Here is an 18427-nt window from a genome sequence, read left to right as displayed (position 1 = left end):
TAAATGGCAACTCATGAACATTATTACGTTCCAGCCCAGAGCAAATGGCCGATCATCGCCACGATCGGCATGCTGGTCACGGTGTTCGGCCTGGGCACCTGGTTCAACGACCTGAAGGCTGCGCGGCCGGAATCCCACGGCCCGCTGATCTTTTTCGTCGGCGGACTGTTATTGGCTTACATGCTGTTCGGCTGGTTCGGGACGGTGGTCAAGGAGAGTCGCGCGGGGTTGTACAGCCCGCAGCTCGATCGCTCGTTTCGCTGGGGCATGAGCTGGTTCATTTTCTCGGAGGTGATGTTCTTCCTCGCCTTTTTCGGCGCGCTGTTTTATGTGCGCAACATCGCGGGCCCGGCACTGGGCGGTGAAGGCACCAAAGGCATCGCCCACATGCTGTGGCCAACGTTCGAGTTCGCCTGGCCGCTGCTGAACAACCCGGACCCGAAACTTTTCCCCCCGCCCAAGGAAGTCATCGGTCCCTGGGGCCTGCCGCTGCTCAACACCGTGATTTTGGTGAGTTCCAGCGTCACCATCACGATTGCTCACCACGCCTTGAAGAAAGGCCATCGCGGCGTACTGAAAATCTGGCTGGCACTGACCGTGTTGCTCGGTTGCACGTTCCTCGGTTTCCAGGCCAAAGAATACCTGCATGCCTATCACGAACTGGGCCTGACCCTGGGTTCCGGCATCTACGGCGCAACGTTCTTCATGCTCACCGGCTTCCACGGCGCCCACGTGACCATCGGCACTATCATCCTGTTCGTGATGCTGATGCGCATTCTGCGGGGGCACTTCGACGCCGACCACCATTTCGGCTTCGAGGCGGCGGCTTGGTATTGGCACTTTGTGGACGTGGTGTGGATCGGTCTGTTCGTTTTCGTCTACGTGATCTGAGCCTTGGCGCTCATGACTACCAAGGCACGTGAGACACCAGCTGGCCGCTGAAAAAACCCCAGGCGATCAAGCCGACAGTGATGGCGGCCAGCGCAACACGAACACTCAAGGCGATGACCAGGCGATTCGAGCTGCTGTCGTCCTTGACCAGAAAAAACAGGCCGCTGAACAGGCTGACAACCGTGGCAATCAGCATCAGGACGATGGCTGCTTTGAGCATGGTGACACTCCGGGGGACAGGCGATGCATTTGAGTATAGCTATCGCGAAGACCGACTTTCTGGCGACGCCATGAAGCGTTTCCGGCCGGGCCTCGTGCCGACGCTGGTGGTCGCGGCGCTACTGCCCTTGCTGGTATCGCTCGGGTTCTGGCAATTGAGCCGGGGCGCGGAGAAAAGCGCACTGTTGCAAAGCTATGCCGAACGCCGGGCGGCCGAACCGATGGCCAGCACCGAACTGCAACACACCGAAGATCCGGCCTTCCGCCGGGTTCGCCTGCACGGCCAGTTCGATGCCGAACACAGCCTGCTGCTGGATAACCGTCAGCGTGACGGCAAGGTCGGGGTCGAGCTGCTGCAACCGTTTCAGGATCAGGCAAGCGGGCTCTGGCTCCTGGTCAATCGTGGCTGGCTGCCGTGGCCGGATCGGCGCACACCGCCGTCATTCACCACCCCGACTCAGGTGTTGAGCCTCGATGCCTGGGTCTACGTCTCCCCCGGCGCAACGTTCCAGTTGCACGCCGACCCAACCACCACGACCTGGCCACAACTGATCACCGCCGTTGAACCGGCCAGGTTGTGGACGGCGCTTGAACGTGACGGTTTCGCCTACGAATTACGCGCGCAAAGCGGCTCCGCAACCTACCAGGCCGATTGGCCGGTGGTGGCCATGGGGCCGGAAAAGCACCTGGCTTACGCCGTGCAGTGGTTCGCCCTGGCGATCGCCCTGCTCGGCCTTTACCTCTATCTCGGCTGGCACAACGCAAAGGAGAACAATAATGGGAGTGGCCATGAATCCACCCGGCATGTCTGAGGCGAAAGCACCGGTGAATCGGCGACGCGGACGCTTGCAGTTGTTGCTGATTTTATTGGGGGTGATCGGTCCGATGATCCTCGCCACCGGCATGTACAAGTTGCAGTTCTGGGTGCCCGAAGGCCGCAGTTATCACGGCGAACTGATCGGCAACGGCCAGACCCGTGCCGACATCGGCGTACAGGCGCAGGAAGACCGCTGGCAGTTGCTGGTGACAGCGCCCAAGGATTGCTCGGTGGACTGCCAGCAGCTGGTTTATCTGGCGCGGCAGATCCAGATCGGCCTCGGCCGCGATGCTGCCCGCGCCAGCCATGCGCTGGCCATCGCGCAGCCGCTGAACAGCGATTACGCGACTAAACTTCAACGCGAGTACCCACAGTTGCAACGCTACTCACTGGACCTGCCGGCCTACACCAAAGGCGCCCAGGGCAATGACACGCCGCACCTGTGGATCATCGACCCTCACGGCAATCTGGTGCTGCGTTACGACCCGACGGTGAAGGGCAAGGACCTGCTCAACGACCTGCGCCACCTGCTGAAACTGTCGAACATCGGATAAGGGCATCGTCATGGCCAAACCAGGATTTCGCCTCGCGCTGTTTGCCACCTTGCTGGCACTGATTGTGGTGTTGCTCGGCGCTTACACACGCCTGACCCACGCCGGCCTCGGTTGCCCGGACTGGCCCGGCTGCTACGGTTTTATCAGCGTGCCGCAAAGCGAAGCCCAGCTGGCTCATGCCGAACTGCACTTTCCAGACACCCCGGTGGAAGCCCACAAGGGCTGGAACGAAATGGTCCATCGCTACTTCGCCGGCACGCTGGGGCTGCTGATCGCGGTGCTGGCGGGCCGCGCCTGGGTCCATCGTCATCATCCGGGGCAGCCGGTGAAGTTGCCGCTGTTCTTGCTGGCGTTGGTCATTGGCCAAGCGGCTTTCGGCATGTGGACGGTGACGCTCAAGCTTTGGCCGCAAGTGGTCACCGGGCATTTGCTCGGTGGTTTTGCGACCTTGAGCCTGTTGTTCCTCCTGACGTTGCGCCTGTCCGGCGTATTGCCGGCGCTGACCGTGCCTCGTCGCTTGCAATACTGGGCGACAGCCGGGTTGCTGCTGGTGATCCTGCAAATTGCTCTCGGTGGCTGGGTCAGCTCCAATTACGCGGCGGTAGCCTGCATCGACTTTCCGACCTGCCACGGCCAATGGCTGCCACCGGCTGATTTCGCCAACGGCTTTCACCTGACCCAACACATCGGCCCGAATTATCTGGGCGGGCAGCTGGACAGCGATGCCCGTACCGCGATTCACCTGACTCACCGGATCGGCGCGCTACTGGTCACCCTCGTTCTGCTCGGCCTGGCCTGGCAACTGAAGGTCGTCGGCATGACGCGTCTGGCCGCCATGGTGCTGATCGCTCTGGCAGCCCAAATCACCCTGGGCATCAGCAACGTAGTGCTCCACTTGCCGCTGCCGGTGGCCGTCGCCCACAACGCCGGCGGTGCAGCGCTGTTGCTGACGATGGTGCTGGTCAATTATCACGCGCGAACCAGCCTGGTTCGGGTCAAGCATCAGCCCCCTGTACGCTGGCGCCTCAGCCCGCGTAAACACTCGGCCGGGCCCATCACAAAATAAAGGAGAGATGCCATGGCGACTCTGATCGGCGAACGTCACAGTCAGGCAATCTGGCGGGATTACCTGGAGCTGACCAAGCCGAAAGTGGTGGTGCTGATGCTCATCACCTCGCTGGTCGGCATGTTCCTCGCGACCCGCGCCGGGGTGCCATGGACGGTGCTGGTGTTCGGCAATCTGGGAATTGCCCTGTGTGCCGGCGGGGCAGCGGCGGTGAACCATGTGGTGGACCGGCGCATCGACGCGGTCATGGCCCGGACCCACAAACGACCCTTGGCCGAAGGCCGGGTATCGCCGGCCGCCGCACTGACGTTCGCCCTGGTGCTGGCGATGCTCGGCCAGGCCTTGCTGCTGACTTTCACCAACCCGTTGACCGCGTGGCTGACCCTCGCGTCGTTGCTCGGTTATGCCGTGGTCTACACCGGTTTCCTGAAACGCGCGACACCGCAGAACATCGTCATCGGCGGTCTCGCCGGCGCCGCCCCGCCGCTGCTCGGCTGGACCGCCGCCACCGGTCATGTCAGTGCCGAGCCGTTGTTGCTGGTGCTGATCATCTTCGCCTGGACCCCGCCGCATTTCTGGGCGTTGGCGATTCACCGCAAGGAGGAATACGCCAAGGCTGACATTCCGATGCTGCCGGTGACCCATGGCGAGCACTACACCAAAGTCCACATCCTGCTTTATACCTTTGCGTTGCTGGCCGTCAGCCTGATGCCCTACGTGATCCACATGAGCGGTGTACTCTACCTGACCTGTGCGCTCTTGCTGGGCGCGAGGTTTCTGCAATGGGCCGTGGTGCTGTACCGTGGCACTCGGCCGCACGCGGCGATCAACACGTTCAAGTACTCTATTTACTACTTGTTCCTGCTGTTTATCGCGCTGCTCGTAGACCACTACTTACTGTTGATCCTATGACTCGAACCCAGAAAACCGTCTTCATCCTCGTTGCCCTGATCGCGCTGATTCTGGGCCTGACCATCAATAAAGTACTGACCGGGAAAAACCAGGGTGACCCGACGGCACTGATCGATGCGGGAATCATCCTGTTGCCCCAAAGCCGTAACTTGCCGGATGTGAAGATGGCCGATCAGGACGGCAAGCCGGTGGCGGTCAATGAGTTGAAGGGCAAGTGGAGTTTGCTGTTCTTCGGCTACACCTTCTGCCCGGACATCTGCCCGACCACTCTCGCCCAGTTGCGGCAGATCAAGAGCGAACTGCCGGCGGATGCGGTGGACAAGTTGCAGGTCATCCTGGTCAGCGTCGACCCGAACCGCGACACGCCCAAGCAACTCAAGCAGTACCTGGGCTACTTCGATCCGCAATTCATCGGGTTGACCGCATCTTCGGTCGCAGACATTCAGAAACTGGCCAATGCGGTGAGCATTCCGTTCATTCCGGCGGACACCAGCAAGCCCAATTACACCGTTGATCACAGTGGCAACCTGGCGGTGATCGGGCCGGACGGGACTCAACGCGGGTTCATTCGCGCACCGTTGAACAACCAGAAACTGGTGGCGCAGCTGCCGGTGATGCTCAAGCGCGAATAGCCGACACGAAACCTGTGGGAGCGGGCTTGCCCGCGAAGGGGCCATAACATCCAACATCAATGTTGGCTGTGACACCGCTTTCGCGGGCAAGCCCGCTCCCACAGGTACGGTGTTTCAGGCAAAAAAATGGGGCGCATTCAATGCGCCCCATTTTCGTTACGTCAACTGATCAGAACGCCGGCAATACCGCGCCTTTGTACTTCTCGAGAATGAAGGCTTTCACTTCCGGGCTGTGCAGGGCAGCAACCAGTTTCTGCATCGCCGCGCTGTCCTTGTCGTCCGGACGGGCAACGAGGATATTCACGTATGGCGAGTCGCTGCCTTCGATGACCAGCGCGTCCTTGGATGGATCGAGCTTGGCTTCCAGCGCGTAGTTGGTGTTGATCAGCGCCAGGTCGACCTGAGTCAGCACACGCGGGATGGTCGCGGCTTCCAGTTCACGGAATTTCAGGTCCTTGGTGTTCTCGGTGATGTCCTTGACGGTCGACAGGATGTTGTTCGAATCCTTCAACTTGATCAGGCCAGCCTTCGCCAGCAGCAACAGCGCACGGCCGCCGTTGGTGGCGTCGTTCGGGATCACCACGTTGGCGCCGCCCGGCAGCTCTTCCAGTTTCTTGTACTTGCTGGAGTAAGCGCCCAGCGGCTCCAGGTGCACGCCGGCAACGGCAACCAGATTGGTGCCCTTGGCTTTGTTGAACTCATCCAGGTACGGCTGGTGCTGGAAGAAGTTGGCGTCCAGACGCTTCTCGGCTACCTGCACGTTCGGCTGGATGTAGTCGGTGAAGACTTTGACCTTCAGGTCCACGCCTTCTTTGGCCAGGGCCGGTTTAACGAACTCGAGGATTTCCGCATGAGGCACCGGAGTGGCCGCAACGGTCAGCGTATCGGCAGCATGGGCGGAAAAGGCTGCAACGGCAGCGAATGCGACGAGTAGTTTTTTCATTCAGCTAACTCCTTGTGAGGCGCCAGTCTTCGGCGCCTGCCAGCGAATGGCCGGCTCATGTCTTAAGTGACGAAAACTGTTTATTTGCGGGAGAAATGAACCACCAGCTTGTCGCCGACGGTTTGCAGCACTTGAACCAGCACCAGCAACAACACCACGGTGACCACCATCACGTCGGTCTGGAAACGCTGGTAACCGAAACGGATCGCCAGGTCGCCCAAGCCGCCAGCGCCGACCACACCGGCCATCGCTGTGTAGGACACCAGTGTAATCGCTGTCACCGTAATCGCCGCGAAGATGCCCGGGCGGGCTTCCGGCAACAAGGCGTTGGTGATGATCTGACGTGTCGTCGCGCCCATGGCCTGGGTCGCTTCGATGATGCCGCGATCCACTTCACGCAGGGCGGTTTCCACCAGTCGCGCGAAGAACGGCGTAGCGCCCACCACCAGGGGTGGAATCGCACCCGCGACACCCAGGGAGGTACCGGTAATCAACACGGTGAACGGAATCATCACGATCAGCAGAATAATGAACGGCAGCGAACGCAAAATGTTCACCACCAGCGACAGCATTGCGTAGACCCCTTTGGCTTCCAGCAACTGGCGCGGGCTGCACAGGAACAACAGCACGCCCAGCGGCAGGCCCAACAGTACGGTGAACAACAGCGAACCGCCGAGCATCAGCAGGGTGTCGCCCGTGGCCAGCCAGATTTCGTACCAGTCGATATTGGAAAAGAAACTCATCAGGACTTCCATCAGCGCAGCACCTCCATATGGACATCAGCTGCGGTGAAGTGAGCAAACGCCGCTTCCATGTCGCCACCGGTAACGGCCAGGGTCAATTGGCCGTAGGGAACCTCTTTGATGCGATCGATACGACCGGCCAGGATGCTGTAGTCCACCCCCGTTTCCCGGGCGACGGTACCCAGCAATGGTGCGTAGGTCGCTTCGCCCTGGAAGGTCAGACGCACGATGCGGCCCGGTACATGAGCGAAGTCGTCGCGCTGTTCGTTCTCGTCGATCTGCTCGTCTTCCTGCACGAAGCGCTTGGTGGTCGGGTGCTTGGGGTGCAGGAACACCTCGGCCACCGAACCTTGCTCGACGATCACACCGGCATCCATCACCGCCACCTGATCGCAGACTCGACGAATCACATCCATCTCGTGGGTGATCAGGACAATGGTCAGCTTCAGCTCGCGGTTGATCTCGGCCAGCAATTGCAAAACCGACGCCGTGGTCTGTGGGTCCAGGGCACTGGTGGCTTCGTCGCACAGCAGAATTTTCGGCTTGGTTGCCAGGGCGCGGGCGATGCCGACACGCTGCTTCTGACCACCGGACAGTTGCGCCGGGTATTTTTTCGCATGGTCGGCCAGGCCAACCCGTGCCAGCAATTGCGCCACACGCTGGTCGATTTCGCTGCGCGACAGCTCATCGGCGAGGGTCAGCGGCAGCGCGACGTTGTCGGCCACGGTCTTGGACGCCAGCAAGTTGAAGTGCTGGAAAATCATTCCGACCTGCTGACGGAAACGCCGCAGGCCATTGGCATCCAGCGCCGTGACTTCTTCGCCATCGACGATGATCTTGCCGCCACTGGAGTTCTCCAGGCGATTGATCAGGCGCAGCAGGGTACTTTTTCCCGCACCGGAATGGCCGATCAGGCCAAAGACCTGACCGTTCTCAATCGTCAGACTGGTCGGATGCAGGGCGGGAATATCCTTACCGGCGACGCGGTAAGTTTTGTGGACGTTTTGAAACTCGATCACGTAGCGAACCTTGTGGGGCGCGTTAGAAAAGGATCAGCGGTTAGCCGGGCGCGCATTTTAGCCTGTCCGTATAGAGGTTCTTAGCATTTATTTCGCTTTCAACCAGCGATTTGGCAATAACGCGATCAAAGGTCAGAAAAAAGGAACGGCGCCAGCGCCTCATCAGTCACTCATTAAGCAACTCGAAAAAGCCCGGGCAATGCTAATGAGCCCTGACCACGACGGGAATCGCAACGAGGAGTCTACGTCTGATGAGTACTAAAAAGCCTGCCGCCACCAGCGCACTGGCCGGGACCGATACCCTGGACCGCAGCAACACCAATCCCAAGCTCGACAGCCTGGAGCAATTCCGCTCCGATGCCACCGAGCAGGCCCTGCGCACCAACCAGGGCGTGAAAGTCGCGGACAATCAGAACACGTTGAAGGCCGGCGCCCGTGGGCCGTCATTGCTGGAAGACTTCATCATGCGTGAAAAGATCACGCATTTTGACCATGAACGTATTCCTGAGCGCATCGTTCATGCCCGCGGCACTGGCGCCCACGGTTACTTCCAGGCCTACGAGCCCCATTCCGTGCTGACCAAGGCCGCATTCCTACAAGATCCACATCAAAAAACTCCGGTTTTTGTGCGCTTTTCCACGGTGCAAGGCCCGCGCGGGTCGGGCGATACCGTGCGCGACGTACGCGGTTTCGCGGTGAAGTTTTTCACCGACGAAGGCAACTTCGACCTCGTGGGCAACAACATGCCGGTGTTCTTCATTCAGGATGCGATCAAGTTTCCTGACTTCGTGCACGCGGTAAAACCCGAGCCCCACAACGAGATTCCTACCGGCGGTTCGGCCCACGACACCTTTTGGGACTTTGTTTCTTTGGTGCCGGAGTCCGCGCACATGGTGATCTGGACCATGTCCGACCGGGCAATCCCCAAAAGCCTGCGCAGCATGCAAGGCTTCGGCGTGCATACCTTCCGCATGATCAATGCCGAGGGCAAATCGCGTTTCGTCAAATTCCACTGGCGCCCCGTTGCTGGTACCTGCTCATTAGTGTGGGATGAAGCGCAGAAGCTCGCCGGGAAAGACACCGACTTCCATCGCCGTGATCTCTGGGAGTCCATCGAGACCGGGGACTATCCAGAGTGGGAATTGGGCGTACAGGTCATCGAGGAGGAAAGCGAACACGCCTTCGATTTCGACATCCTTGATCCGACCAAGCTCATCCCCGAGGAACTCGTACCGATCACTCCCTTGGGCAAGATGATGCTCAACCGCAACCCGGACAACTTCTTCGCCGAGACCGAGCAGGTTGCCTTCTGCCCAGGGCATATCGTGCCCGGAATCGATTTTTCGAATGATCCGCTGCTACAAGGCCGGCTGTTTTCCTACACCGATACGCAGATCAGCCGACTTGGCGGACCGAACTTTCACGAGATCCCGATCAACCGCCCACTGGCACCGTTCCATAACGGTCAACGGGATGCACAGCACCGCACCACCATCGACAAGGGCCGTGCTTCCTACGAGCCGAACTCCATCGACAGTGGCTGGCCGAAGGAGACCCTGCCCGCAGCGCAGGATGGCGGCTTCGAGAGTTACCCGGAGCGCATCGACGCCGCCAAGATCCGCCAGCGCAGCGAGTCGTTCAGCGACCACTTCTCCCAGGCTCGGCTGTTTTTCCACAGCATGAGCAAGCACGAGCAGGAGCACATCATTGCCGCCTACAGCTTTGAGTTGGGCAAGGTCGAACGCGAGTCTATTCGGGTGCGTCAGGTCAATGAGATCCTGGCCAATATCGATCTGGAACTGGCCAAACGCGTGGCGCAGAACCTGGGCTTGCCGGTTCCGAAGGCTGGAACGGTCAAGGTGCGTAACACTTCACTGGATCACTCCCCTGCCCTGAGCCAGGCCAACTTGTTGCCCGAAGACATCAAAACCCGAAAAGTCGCGATCCTGGCGGCCAACGGTGTCGATGGCGCGGCGATTGATGCCATGAAGAAAGCGCTGAAGGCCGAAGGTGCTCACGCCAAACTGCTCGGTCCGACCTCGGCCCCCGTGACGACCGCCAATGGCAAAGCACTGCCAGTGGATGCGTCGATGGAAGGTTTACCGTCCGTGGCCTTCGACGCGGTGTTCGTGCCGGGTGGCGCGGCGTCGGTCAAGGCACTCAGCACCGATGGTGTGGCGCTGCATTACCTGTTGGAGGCATACAAGCACCTGAAGGCGATCGCCTTGCATGGCGAAGCGAAGCAGTTGCTGGATGTATTGAAACTGGAGGCGGACACGGGGTTGATCGTGGGTACGGATGCCAAGCTGTTCGAGGCGTTTTTTGCCGCGATCGGTCAGCATCGGGTATGGGACAGGGAGCCTAAGGCCAAGGCGATTCCGGCTTAAAGCTGTATTGCTGAAGAGGACGCCATCGCGGGCAAGCCCGCTCCCACAGTTTTTTGGGGTGACCACAGATTTGTGGCCATTCCTCATCCTATGTGGGAGCGGGCTTGCCCGCGATGCTTTTAGGGCTTGCGAGGGCTCAAAACCATCTGCGCCGGAATATTGCGCAGAATCTGTTTCTGCAGCTTCAGATCAAACCCCGAATCCAGCTTCTTCACCCGTTTGGTCAGCAACGTGGCCAGCCAAGGGTAATCCTGGGTGCGGGGAACCTGAATGCTCACGTCGCACTGATAATTCACCACATCGGCGGCGATGGCATCGAGTTGACGACGAAGCTTGCTCATATCGGTGAGGTTCAACGCCACCGTCGTGCTTTCAGCCGTCGGGTCGATGACTTTGGCCGCAGGTTTGGCTTCGGCAGCCTTGAGGGCCGCCTCGGCTTTATCCAGTTCAGCCTTGCGTGCATGAACGATTGCATTGTTGACGCCACCGGTCAGCGCCGGGGCCTTGGGCATCAACACCCTGGCACGGCTGAGCGCGGTGGCCGCGGCATTCACATCACCTTTTTGCAGCACGATCTGGCTACGCAGCAAATAGGCTTCGGCCAATTGCCGCTGGTATTGCTCAAGGGATTGATCGTTGGGCGACTCGGCCTGCAAGGCCGCCAATTGGTCCTCGGCAGTGGCCAGCTCACTGCTGGCCAGACTTTGTTCCAGTTGTGCAATAGCCGCGGCCCGCGCATCGGGGGCCTCGGTGGCCGCCGGTGGCGTGCTTTGGCAAGCACCCAGCAGCAGCGAAAATGCGACAAGGAGCAGATAACGGGAGGCGAACAGCTTCATTCCTGCGACTCTCTATTTGCGCAAAAAACGAGCAAGTCTACACCCCTCGACGGGGCAGGACAAAACTCAGCAGAAACAACGCAGCGGCCGTCACCACAATCGACGGGCCGGCCGGGGTGTCCTTGAACCAGGACAACGCCAACCCGCCACACACCGCAAGCATGCCCAGCAGGCTCGCACCCAGTGCCATCTGCTCCGGCGAACGGGCGTGACGCTGTGCCGCAGCCGCCGGAATAATCAGTAACGAAGTAATCAGCAACACACCGACGATTTTCATCGCCACCGCGATCACCACAGCGATCAGCAGCATCAGGGCCAGACGCAAGGCTGCCACGGGCAAACCTTCCACTTTGGCCAGTTCTTCATGCACCGTGATCGCCAGCAAGGGTCGCCACAGTGTGACAAGCAATGCCAGCACCCCTGCGCTACCGCCGAGGATCCACGCCAGATCAGTCGGGCTGATCGCCAGCAGGTCGCCGAACAGATAGGCCATCAGGTCGATCCGCACTTCATGCATGAAGCTTAGTACCACCAGGCCCAGAGAGAGCGTGCTGGGTGCGAGAATTCCCAACAGCGTGTCAGACGCCAATGGCTGTCGTTGTTGCAACGTCACCAGTAATACCGCCAGCAACAGGCAGCCTACGGTGACGGCCACGGTCGGGCTGACATCCAGCAGAAAACCCAGCGCCACACCCAGCAGCGCAGCATGGGACAAGGTGTCGCCGAAATAAGCCATGCGCCGCCAGACCACGAACGAACCCAACGGGCCCGCGACCAGCGCCAGGGCCAGGCCTGCAAGCAGGGCGAAGAGCAGAAAATCAGCCATGCTTGCAGCTATCTCCATGAACGTGGATATGGGCCGACGGGGCCGCGCTGACCACCGAGCCATGCAGGTCGTGAGCATGATCGTGGTGGTGGTGATAAATCGCCAGGCTTTGTGCGTTTTTACCGAACAGCTCGACGAACGCCGGGTCGCCGCTGACCTGCTCGGGATGCCCGGAACAGCAGACGTGGCGATTCAGGCACACCACCTGGTCGGTGGTGCTCATCACCAGATGCAAATCGTGAGAGACCATCAATACGCCGCAACCATGACGATCGCGCAGGCGTGTGATCAGGCTGTACAGCTCGGCTTGCCCGGCCACATCAACGCCTTGCACCGGCTCATCGAGCACCAGCAACTCGGGCTCGCGCAACAATGCCCGGGCCAGCAGCACCCGCTGCATTTCGCCACCGGAAACGCTTTGCACCGGGCTGTCGATCACTTGCTCGGCGCCAACTTCCTTGAGTGCCGCCAAGGCCCGAGTGCGATCCACGCCAGGGACCAGACGCAAGAAGCGCAACACCGACAGCGGCAGGGTCGGATCGACATGGAGTTTTTGCGGCATGTAACCGACGCGCAACTTCGGCTTGCGCCAGACACTGCCGCTGTCCGGTTTCAGCAGGCCGAGCACCGCGCGCACCAGCGTGGTCTTGCCGGCGCCATTGGGGCCGATCAGGGTAACGATCTGCCCCGGCTCGACGCTCAGTTCGATGTTATCCAGCACGTTTTGCCCGGCAAAGGTGACGGCCACCTGCTCGAGGCGAATCAGCGCGTTGCTCATCAAGCCCCCTGGCAACCCGAGCAGAGCCCGACGACTTCAACGGTCTGGGCCTCGACGATAAATCCGACATCCTTGGCGCTACCGATGATCGCGTCGCTGATGGACTTCTGTTCGAGCTCGATGGCGGCGTGGCATTGGCGGCAAATCAGGAACTGGCCCTGGTGAGCGTGTTCCGGGTGATTGCAGCCGACAAAGGCGTTCAGCGAAGAGATGCGGTGCACCAGGCCGTTATCCAAGAGGAAATCCAGCGCGCGGTACACAGTCGGCGGGGCGGCGCGACGGCCGTCCTGCTCGCTGAGCACCGCCAGAATGTCGTAGGCACCCAGCGGCTTATGGCTTTGCCATACCAGTTCCAGCACCCGCCGGCGCAAGGCGGTCAGGCGTAATCCCTGACGTGCGCACAAGGCATCGGCCTCAGACAATGCGCTATGAACGCAATGAGAGTGGTCGTGGGGACGGCTGGCAATCGGTGTTTTCGGCATGGGCGGCGACGAGTGTTGTGAGAGACGTTATTATGTTACCCGTTCTCGCCTCTTCGAGTGGTCATCGTGTCCCGACTTTTTTCTATCTTTGTCGCATTTGTCGCAACTTTTCTGTTGACCGGTACAGCCCAGGCCGAAGTCAAAGTCCTTACCAGCATCAAGCCGCTACAGTTGATTGCCGCTGCGGTGCAGGAGGGTGTGGCGATTCCGGAAGTGTTGCTGCCGCCCGGGGCATCACCGCACAACTATGCCTTGCGCCCATCCGACGTACGGAAGGTGCAGTCGGTGGATCTGGTTTACTGGATTGGTCCGGACATGGAAGGTTTCCTGCCTCGCGTACTGAAAGGTCGTACGCTGCCCAGCGTCGCGGTGCAGGATTTGCCTGGTCTGAAACTGCGACGTTTCGCCGAAGATAGCCACTCTCACGCCGAAGAAGCCGACGAGCATGACCACGATCACCGTCCCGGCAGCCTGGATGCGCATTTGTGGTTGTCACCGCTCAACGCCCGCGTGATCGCCAGCAAAATGGCCACCGATCTGAGTGCAGTCGATCCGGCCAACGCGGCGCGCTATCAGAGCAACCTCCAAGCCTTCGATGAGCGCCTGGATGCCTTGGACGTGCGGCTGAAGGCTCGCCTGGCAGGCATCGCTGGCAAGCCTTACTTCGTGTTCCACGAAGCCTTCGACTACTTCGAAGACGCCTACGGCCTCAAGCACACCGGCGTGTTCAGTGTCGCCGCCGAAGTGCAACCCGGTGCCCAGCATGTCTCGGCGATGCGCACGCGGTTGCAGGAAGTGGGCAAGACTTGCGTGTTCAGCGAACCGCCGCTGCGCCCGCGCCTGGCAGAAACCCTGGTGGCCGGGCTGCCGGTGAAACTGGCGGAGCTGGATGCCCTGGGCGGGTACACGCCAGCGACCGCTCAGGGGTATGAGCAGGTGCTGGAAAAGTTGGGGAATGATTTGGCCGGGTGCCTGGAGTCGTTGTAACTCCAGCATCGGTGTCGCTCCCACAAGGATCACCGCGAACCCTGTGGGAGCGGGCTTGCCCGCGATGCTTTTAGAGGGCGAAAGGCAACGGCGTGTCGACCTTCTGCCGCTGCGCCAGCCGCAGCTGAAACTCCATCGGATCGTGAATCAACACGTCCTGCCCGGCGAAAGATTCCGCCGCAATCAAGCGCGACAGCCAGAACCGTACGCACGCTACGCGCAACATGGTCGGCCACAGCTCGGCTTCGGCGGCAGTGAACGGTCGCAGCGCGGCATAAGCGCCCAATAGCGCCCGCGCCCGAGCCCCATCGATCTGCCCTTGCTCATCCGAGCACCAATCATTCAAGGCAATCGCCACGTCATAGAGCATCGGCCCTGAACAGGCGTTGTAGAAGTCGATCAACCCGGTCAGGTGCGTGCCTTCGAACATCGCGTTGTCGCGGAACAGATCCGCGTGGATGTTGGCCCGCGGCAGCGCGAGGATTTTCGTCTTCTGCCGGGTGATTTCGTCCAGGGCACGTTGCAGCAAATCGCTTTGTTCGGCATTCAGGTGCGAGAGCAACTGCGTGCCCTCCTCCAGCATCCAGTCCAGGCCACGATCGGTTTTGCGCTTGATCATGTTGGCCTGGGTTGCCAGGTGCAGATGAGCCAGCAGCTCGCCGACCTGGGCGCAATGCTGTGCATTGGCTTCCTTGATGTGCTTGCCCGCCAGACGTGGCTGCAACAGTGCAGGTTTACCGGCCAATTCGCGCAAGGCAATGCCGTCGGTGGTACGCAGCGCATAAGGCACCGGCAGATCGGCGTCATGCAGCACGTCGAGCAGTTCGATGAAGAATGGCATTTCCTGCACCGGCCCGCGCTCGACCAGGGTCAGGACGAACTCGCCCTGTTCCAGGCTGATAAAGAAATTGGTGTTTTCGCTACCGGCGGCAATCCCCTGGAAATCAAGCAGGCGGCCGAGCCCGTAAGGGGCGAGAAAGGTTTCCAGCTCGGGCCGAGCCAGCGGGGTGAACACAGACATGGTTAAAACTGCCAGTACGGGCGCCGCGGTTGAGCCAGCGCCGATTAAAGTTAAGAACGGTTTACCACTTAAAGATTTCCCACGCAGGAATCAGCATATCCGGCTGATCCGAGCGAATGTAGTTTCCGTCCGAGCCATCAGCGCGTATCAGAAAGTACGGTTTTCCGACCTTCGGGGTGACCTTGATCGCGTACACAAAGCCGTTCTGGCGATACTCCTGAATGGTTTTATCGCCTTCCGTGCGGATCGTTACTTCCGGGTCCGCCGAGGGTTTGTCATCCGCCGCCATGACAGCCAATGGAGTGATTGCAAACAAGCCAGCCAGCAACAAGCGATTTAGTGTGCGCATGATAACCTTGTCCCTTTGTCGTCAACGGTCCCGCTATTCTAGCGCCGGACCCGCCGAAAAGGTTGATCCTGCTCATGAGCCAAGCCCCCCTCGTCCTGGTGGACGGTTCTTCTTATCTGTACCGCGCCTTTCACGCGCTGCCACCGCTGACCACGTCCAAAGGCCTGCCGACCGGAGCGGTCAAAGGCGTGTTGAACATGCTCAAGAGTCTGCGCAAGCAGTACCCGGACAGCCCGTTCGCCGTGGTGTTCGACGCCAAGGGCGGGACATTCCGCGACGCGATGTTCGCCCAATACAAGGCCAATCGCCCGAGCATGCCCGATGACATGCGGGTCCAGATCGAACCGCTGCACGCCAGCGTCAAGGCCTTGGGCTTTCCATTGCTGTGCGTGGACAACGTCGAAGCGGACGATGTGATCGGCACCCTGGCCCGCAGCAGTGCGGCCGCCGACCGTCCGGTGATTATCTCCACGGGCGACAAGGACATGGCGCAGTTGGTCGACGGGCACATTACCTTGGTCAATACGATGACCGGTAGCACGCTGGACGTTGAGGGCGTGAAGGAGAAATTCGGCGTCGCTCCCGAGCAGATCATCGATTATCTGGCGCTGATGGGCGATTCGTCCGACAACATTCCAGGCGTTCCGGGGATTGGCCCGAAAACCGCGTCCGGCCTGCTGGTCGGCGTGAACGGCGGCCTGGCCGAGCTCTATGCAAAGCTGGATATCGTCCCGACCCTGCCGATTCGCGGCGCCAAGACCCTGCCGGCCAAGCTCGAAGAACATAAGGAGATGGCGTTCCTCTCCTATCAACTGGCAACCATCAAGATCGACGTACCGCTGGACTTCGGCCTCGACGACCTGCATATGGGGCCACCGGATCACGACAAACTCGCCGAGCTGTATTCCCTGCTGGAGTTCAAGAGCTGGTTCGAAGAGAACCAGCGCGATGCCAAGCGCGCGGGTCAGGACATTGTTGAAGTCATCCAGGAACAACCGGGAGCCGCCGAAGCGAAGTACGAAACCATCCTCGACCGGGCGCGTTTCGAGGTTTGGCTGGACAAGCTCGACAAGGCGCCGCTGATCGCCTTCGTCACCGAAACCAATGGCACCGATCCCCAGCACGCGCAACTGGTGGGGCTGTCGTTTTCTGTCGCGGCCAACGAAGCGGCCTACATTCCGCTGACCCACTCCTACATGGGCGTGCCAGAGCAACTGGACCGCGACACTGTGCTGCTGGCGTTGAAACCGCTACTGGAAAATCCGAATAAGCTGAAAGTCGGCCAACACGCCAAATTTGATACCAATATCCTCGCCAATTGCGCCATCGGTGGCGATCAGAGCAACGGGATTACTGTTCAGGGGATTGCCTACGACACCATGCTCGAGTCCTACGTCCTGGATTCGACGGCCACCCGCCACGACATGGACAGCCTGGCACTCAAGTACCTGGGCCAAAGCAAGACCGATATTCAGGAAATTGCAGGCAAAGGCGTCAAACAACTGACCTTCGACCAGATTTCCCTTGAACTGGCGGGCCCCTATGCCGCCGAAGACGCGGACGTCACCTTCCGCCTGCATATGGCCCTGCAGGAAAAACTGGCAGCGACACCAAGCCTGTGCAAAGTACTCAACGAGATTGAAATGCCGCTGATGCCGGTTCTGGCCCGTATCGAGCGCCAGGGCGCGCTCGTGGATGCCAACCTGCTGGGCATTCAGAGCGTCGAGCTGGGTGAGAAACTGGTCGCCCTTGAGCGTGAGGCCTTTGCCATCGCCGGCGAAGAGTTCAACCTCGGCTCGCCGAAGCAACTGGGCGTGATTCTCTACGAAAAGCTCGGTTTGCCTGTACTCAGCAAAACCGCCAAGGGTCAGGCTTCGACTGCCGAAGCCGTACTGGCAGAGTTGGCCGAACAGGACTACCCGCTGCCCAAGGTGCTGATGCAATACCGCTCGCTGAGCAAGCTCAAAAGCACCTACACCGACCGTTTGCCAGAGCAGATCAACGCTCGTACCGGGCGTATTCATACGTCTTACCAGCAAGCCGTCGCGGCCACCGGGCGTTTGTCGTCCATCGACCCGAACCTGCAGAACATCCCCATCCGCACCGCCGAAGGTCGCCGGATTCGGCAGGCGTTCATCGCGCCCAAAGGCTACAAGCTGCTGGCCGCGGACTACTCGCAAATCGAACTGCGGATCATGGCGCACCTGGCCAAGGACGAGGGTTTGCTGCACGCCTTCCGCAACAACCTCGATGTCCACCGGGCCACGGCCGCAGAGGTGTTTGGCGTCGAGCTGGACGCGGTCACCAACGATCAGCGTCGTAGCGCGAAAGCCATCAACTTCGGTTTGATCTACGGCATGAGCGCGTTTGGCCTGGCCAAGCAGATCGGCGTTGACCGCAAACAATCCCAAGCCTACATCGACCGTTACTTCGCCCGTTATCCCGGCGTGCTGCAATACATGGAACGCACCCGCGCCCAGGCCGCCGAGCAAGGATTCGTCGAAACCATCTTCGGTCGTCGTCTGTACCTGCCGGAAATCAATTCGAAAAACCAGGCCCTGCGCAAAGCGGCCGAACGCACGGCGATCAACGCCCCGATGCAAGGCACCGCCGCGGACATCATCAAGAAAGCCATGGTGGCGGTGGACAACTGGCTGACATCGTCAGGCCTGGACGCCAAAGTCATCCTGCAGGTGCACGATGAATTGGTGCTCGAAGTGCGCGAGGATCTGATCGATCAGGTGCGCGAGGAGATTCGCGCGCACATGAGCAACGCCGCACAGCTGGATGTACCGCTTCTGGTCGAAGTGGGCGTAGGCAATAACTGGGATGAGGCTCACTGAGCCGTTGTGCTGCGGCACTTTGCCGCCGCACAAAATGACGAAGGACTATAGAGCGGAAAATAACGAGGATTATTTCCAATGGTTTTTGAAAATAGTCTGAACTAAATCCGTAAACCGCCACT

At 60.1% G+C, this 18427-nt stretch carries 18 protein-coding genes and 1 pseudogene; 9 read left to right on the top strand and 10 right to left on the bottom strand.

Annotation, left to right across the window (positions count from 1 at the left end):
- Positions 1–3 precede the first annotated feature (3 nt).
- A complete protein-coding gene (locus tag PSH64_RS00385; RefSeq protein WP_105342699.1) occupies positions 4–891 on the top strand; it encodes a cytochrome c oxidase subunit 3 in 888 nt (295 codons plus the stop codon).
- A gap of 16 nt (positions 892–907) precedes the next feature.
- On the opposite strand, the gene PSH64_RS00380 is transcribed toward PSH64_RS00385, so the two are convergent.
- Complete coding sequence (locus PSH64_RS00380) at positions 908–1111, bottom strand: twin transmembrane helix small protein (RefSeq protein WP_008152470.1); 204 nt, start codon at positions 1109–1111, stop codon at positions 908–910.
- 70 nt (positions 1112–1181) lie between these two features.
- Between PSH64_RS00380 and PSH64_RS00375 the strand changes: the two genes are divergently transcribed.
- The 5 genes and pseudogenes from PSH64_RS00375 to PSH64_RS00355 all read left to right on the top strand — a co-directional run bounded on the left by PSH64_RS00375 (position 1182) and on the right by PSH64_RS00355 (position 5091).
- Positions 1182–1922, top strand: a complete 741-nt coding sequence (locus PSH64_RS00375; RefSeq protein WP_305479558.1) for an SURF1 family protein — start codon at positions 1182–1184, stop codon at positions 1920–1922.
- Complete coding sequence (locus PSH64_RS00370; protein ID WP_105342694.1) at positions 1888–2481, top strand: hypothetical protein; 594 nt, start codon at positions 1888–1890, stop codon at positions 2479–2481. The genes PSH64_RS00375 and PSH64_RS00370 overlap by 35 nt, the downstream gene beginning before the upstream one ends.
- 10 nt (positions 2482–2491) lie before the next feature.
- A pseudogene (locus PSH64_RS00365) lies at positions 2492–3572 on the top strand (heme A synthase).
- A complete protein-coding gene (gene cyoE, locus PSH64_RS00360; protein WP_105342691.1) occupies positions 3560–4459 on the top strand; it encodes a heme o synthase in 900 nt (299 codons plus the stop codon). The pseudogene PSH64_RS00365 and the gene cyoE overlap by 13 nt, the downstream one beginning before the upstream one ends.
- Positions 4456–5091 carry an SCO family protein gene (locus tag PSH64_RS00355; protein WP_105342689.1) on the top strand — a complete coding sequence of 212 codons (636 nt, stop codon included), beginning with the start codon at positions 4456–4458 and terminating at the stop codon, positions 5089–5091. Before cyoE ends, PSH64_RS00355 begins: the two co-directional genes overlap by 4 nt.
- A 169-nt stretch (positions 5092–5260) precedes the next feature.
- On the opposite strand, the gene PSH64_RS00350 is transcribed toward PSH64_RS00355, so the two are convergent.
- The 3 genes from PSH64_RS00350 to PSH64_RS00340 all read right to left on the bottom strand — a co-directional run bounded on the left by PSH64_RS00350 (position 5261) and on the right by PSH64_RS00340 (position 7796).
- Complete coding sequence (locus tag PSH64_RS00350; RefSeq protein WP_105342687.1) at positions 5261–6034, bottom strand: MetQ/NlpA family ABC transporter substrate-binding protein; 774 nt, start codon at positions 6032–6034, stop codon at positions 5261–5263.
- A gap of 80 nt (positions 6035–6114) precedes the next feature.
- Positions 6115–6789 carry a methionine ABC transporter permease gene (locus PSH64_RS00345; protein ID WP_018927268.1) on the bottom strand — a complete coding sequence of 225 codons (675 nt, stop codon included), beginning with the start codon at positions 6787–6789 and terminating at the stop codon, positions 6115–6117.
- Positions 6789–7796, bottom strand: coding sequence for a methionine ABC transporter ATP-binding protein (locus PSH64_RS00340; RefSeq protein WP_305479550.1), 1008 nt, complete (start codon positions 7794–7796; stop codon positions 6789–6791). The genes PSH64_RS00345 and PSH64_RS00340 overlap by 1 nt, the downstream gene beginning before the upstream one ends.
- 251 nt (positions 7797–8047) lie before the next feature.
- Between PSH64_RS00340 and katE the strand changes: the two genes are divergently transcribed.
- Positions 8048–10183: a catalase HPII gene (gene katE, locus PSH64_RS00335; RefSeq protein ID WP_305479548.1), complete on the top strand. Its 2136-nt coding sequence runs from the start codon at positions 8048–8050 to the stop codon at positions 10181–10183.
- Positions 10184–10302: 119 nt separating this feature from the next.
- Here the strand turns inward: katE and PSH64_RS00330 are convergent, their stop codons facing one another.
- From PSH64_RS00330 to zur, 4 genes are read right to left on the bottom strand one after another with little or no spacing between them, the layout of a single operon-like run.
- Positions 10303–11019 (bottom strand): PA5502 family lipoprotein, encoded by a 717-nt coding sequence (locus tag PSH64_RS00330; protein WP_105342683.1) that lies wholly within the window; start codon positions 11017–11019, stop codon positions 10303–10305.
- A 37-nt stretch (positions 11020–11056) separates the two neighbouring features.
- Positions 11057–11845: a zinc ABC transporter permease subunit ZnuB gene (gene znuB, locus PSH64_RS00325; protein WP_105342680.1), complete on the bottom strand. Its 789-nt coding sequence runs from the start codon at positions 11843–11845 to the stop codon at positions 11057–11059.
- On the bottom strand, positions 11838–12623 hold the full coding sequence (znuC, locus tag PSH64_RS00320; protein WP_105342678.1) for a zinc ABC transporter ATP-binding protein ZnuC: 786 nt from the start codon (positions 12621–12623) through the stop codon (positions 11838–11840). Before znuC ends, znuB begins: the two co-directional genes overlap by 8 nt.
- Entirely contained in the window at positions 12623–13105 is a 483-nt protein-coding gene (zur, locus tag PSH64_RS00315; RefSeq protein WP_105342676.1) for a zinc uptake transcriptional repressor Zur, read from the bottom strand. The genes znuC and zur overlap by 1 nt, the downstream gene beginning before the upstream one ends.
- 66 nt (positions 13106–13171) lie before the next feature.
- Between zur and PSH64_RS00310 the strand changes: the two genes are divergently transcribed.
- The gene (locus PSH64_RS00310) at positions 13172–14092 is read left to right on the top strand and encodes a zinc ABC transporter substrate-binding protein (protein ID WP_305479544.1); all 921 of its coding nucleotides are present in this window, start codon (positions 13172–13174) and stop codon (positions 14090–14092) included.
- A gap of 70 nt (positions 14093–14162) precedes the next feature.
- On the opposite strand, the gene PSH64_RS00305 is transcribed toward PSH64_RS00310, so the two are convergent.
- Together PSH64_RS00305 and PSH64_RS00300 are read right to left on the bottom strand one after the other, a co-directional pair.
- Positions 14163–15113: a homoserine kinase gene (locus PSH64_RS00305; protein WP_105342671.1), complete on the bottom strand. Its 951-nt coding sequence runs from the start codon at positions 15111–15113 to the stop codon at positions 14163–14165.
- A gap of 61 nt (positions 15114–15174) precedes the next feature.
- On the bottom strand, positions 15175–15462 hold the full coding sequence (locus PSH64_RS00300; RefSeq protein WP_105342669.1) for a DUF2782 domain-containing protein: 288 nt from the start codon (positions 15460–15462) through the stop codon (positions 15175–15177).
- 74 nt (positions 15463–15536) lie between these two features.
- Between PSH64_RS00300 and polA the strand changes: the two genes are divergently transcribed.
- Positions 15537–18305, top strand: a complete 2769-nt coding sequence (gene polA / locus PSH64_RS00295) for a DNA polymerase I (RefSeq protein ID WP_305479542.1) — start codon at positions 15537–15539, stop codon at positions 18303–18305.
- The last annotated feature ends 122 nt before the right edge of the window (positions 18306–18427 follow it).

The sequence above is a fragment of the Pseudomonas sp. FP1742 genome (genome assembly GCF_030687145.1).
GTDB lineage: Bacteria > Pseudomonadota > Gammaproteobacteria > Pseudomonadales > Pseudomonadaceae > Aquipseudomonas > Aquipseudomonas frederiksbergensis_D.
This window is presented reverse-complemented; position numbering and strand designations above follow the sequence as displayed.

What these genes read in the sequence shown, in the direction of transcription:
- PSH64_RS00385 (WP_105342699.1), top strand. Translation starts at nt 4, where the DNA reads ATGGCAACTCATGAACATTATTACGTTCCAGCCCAGAGCAAATGGCCG.
- PSH64_RS00380 (WP_008152470.1), bottom strand. Translation starts at nt 1,111, where the DNA reads ATGCTCAAAGCAGCCATCGTCCTGATGCTGATTGCCACGGTTGTCAGC.
- PSH64_RS00375 (WP_305479558.1), top strand. Translation starts at nt 1,182, where the DNA reads ATGAAGCGTTTCCGGCCGGGCCTCGTGCCGACGCTGGTGGTCGCGGCG.
- PSH64_RS00370 (WP_105342694.1), top strand. Translation starts at nt 1,888, where the DNA reads ATGGGAGTGGCCATGAATCCACCCGGCATGTCTGAGGCGAAAGCACCG.
- cyoE (WP_105342691.1), top strand. Translation starts at nt 3,560, where the DNA reads ATGGCGACTCTGATCGGCGAACGTCACAGTCAGGCAATCTGGCGGGAT.
- PSH64_RS00355 (WP_105342689.1), top strand. Translation starts at nt 4,456, where the DNA reads ATGACTCGAACCCAGAAAACCGTCTTCATCCTCGTTGCCCTGATCGCG.
- PSH64_RS00350 (WP_105342687.1), bottom strand. Translation starts at nt 6,034, where the DNA reads ATGAAAAAACTACTCGTCGCATTCGCTGCCGTTGCAGCCTTTTCCGCC.
- PSH64_RS00345 (WP_018927268.1), bottom strand. Translation starts at nt 6,789, where the DNA reads ATGGAAGTCCTGATGAGTTTCTTTTCCAATATCGACTGGTACGAAATC.
- katE (WP_305479548.1), top strand. Translation starts at nt 8,048, where the DNA reads ATGAGTACTAAAAAGCCTGCCGCCACCAGCGCACTGGCCGGGACCGAT.
- PSH64_RS00330 (WP_105342683.1), bottom strand. Translation starts at nt 11,019, where the DNA reads ATGAAGCTGTTCGCCTCCCGTTATCTGCTCCTTGTCGCATTTTCGCTG.
- znuB (WP_105342680.1), bottom strand. Translation starts at nt 11,845, where the DNA reads ATGGCTGATTTTCTGCTCTTCGCCCTGCTTGCAGGCCTGGCCCTGGCG.
- znuC (WP_105342678.1), bottom strand. Translation starts at nt 12,623, where the DNA reads ATGAGCAACGCGCTGATTCGCCTCGAGCAGGTGGCCGTCACCTTTGCC.
- zur (WP_105342676.1), bottom strand. Translation starts at nt 13,105, where the DNA reads ATGCCGAAAACACCGATTGCCAGCCGTCCCCACGACCACTCTCATTGC.
- PSH64_RS00305 (WP_105342671.1), bottom strand. Translation starts at nt 15,113, where the DNA reads ATGTCTGTGTTCACCCCGCTGGCTCGGCCCGAGCTGGAAACCTTTCTC.
- PSH64_RS00300 (WP_105342669.1), bottom strand. Translation starts at nt 15,462, where the DNA reads ATGCGCACACTAAATCGCTTGTTGCTGGCTGGCTTGTTTGCAATCACT.
- polA (WP_305479542.1), top strand. Translation starts at nt 15,537, where the DNA reads ATGAGCCAAGCCCCCCTCGTCCTGGTGGACGGTTCTTCTTATCTGTAC.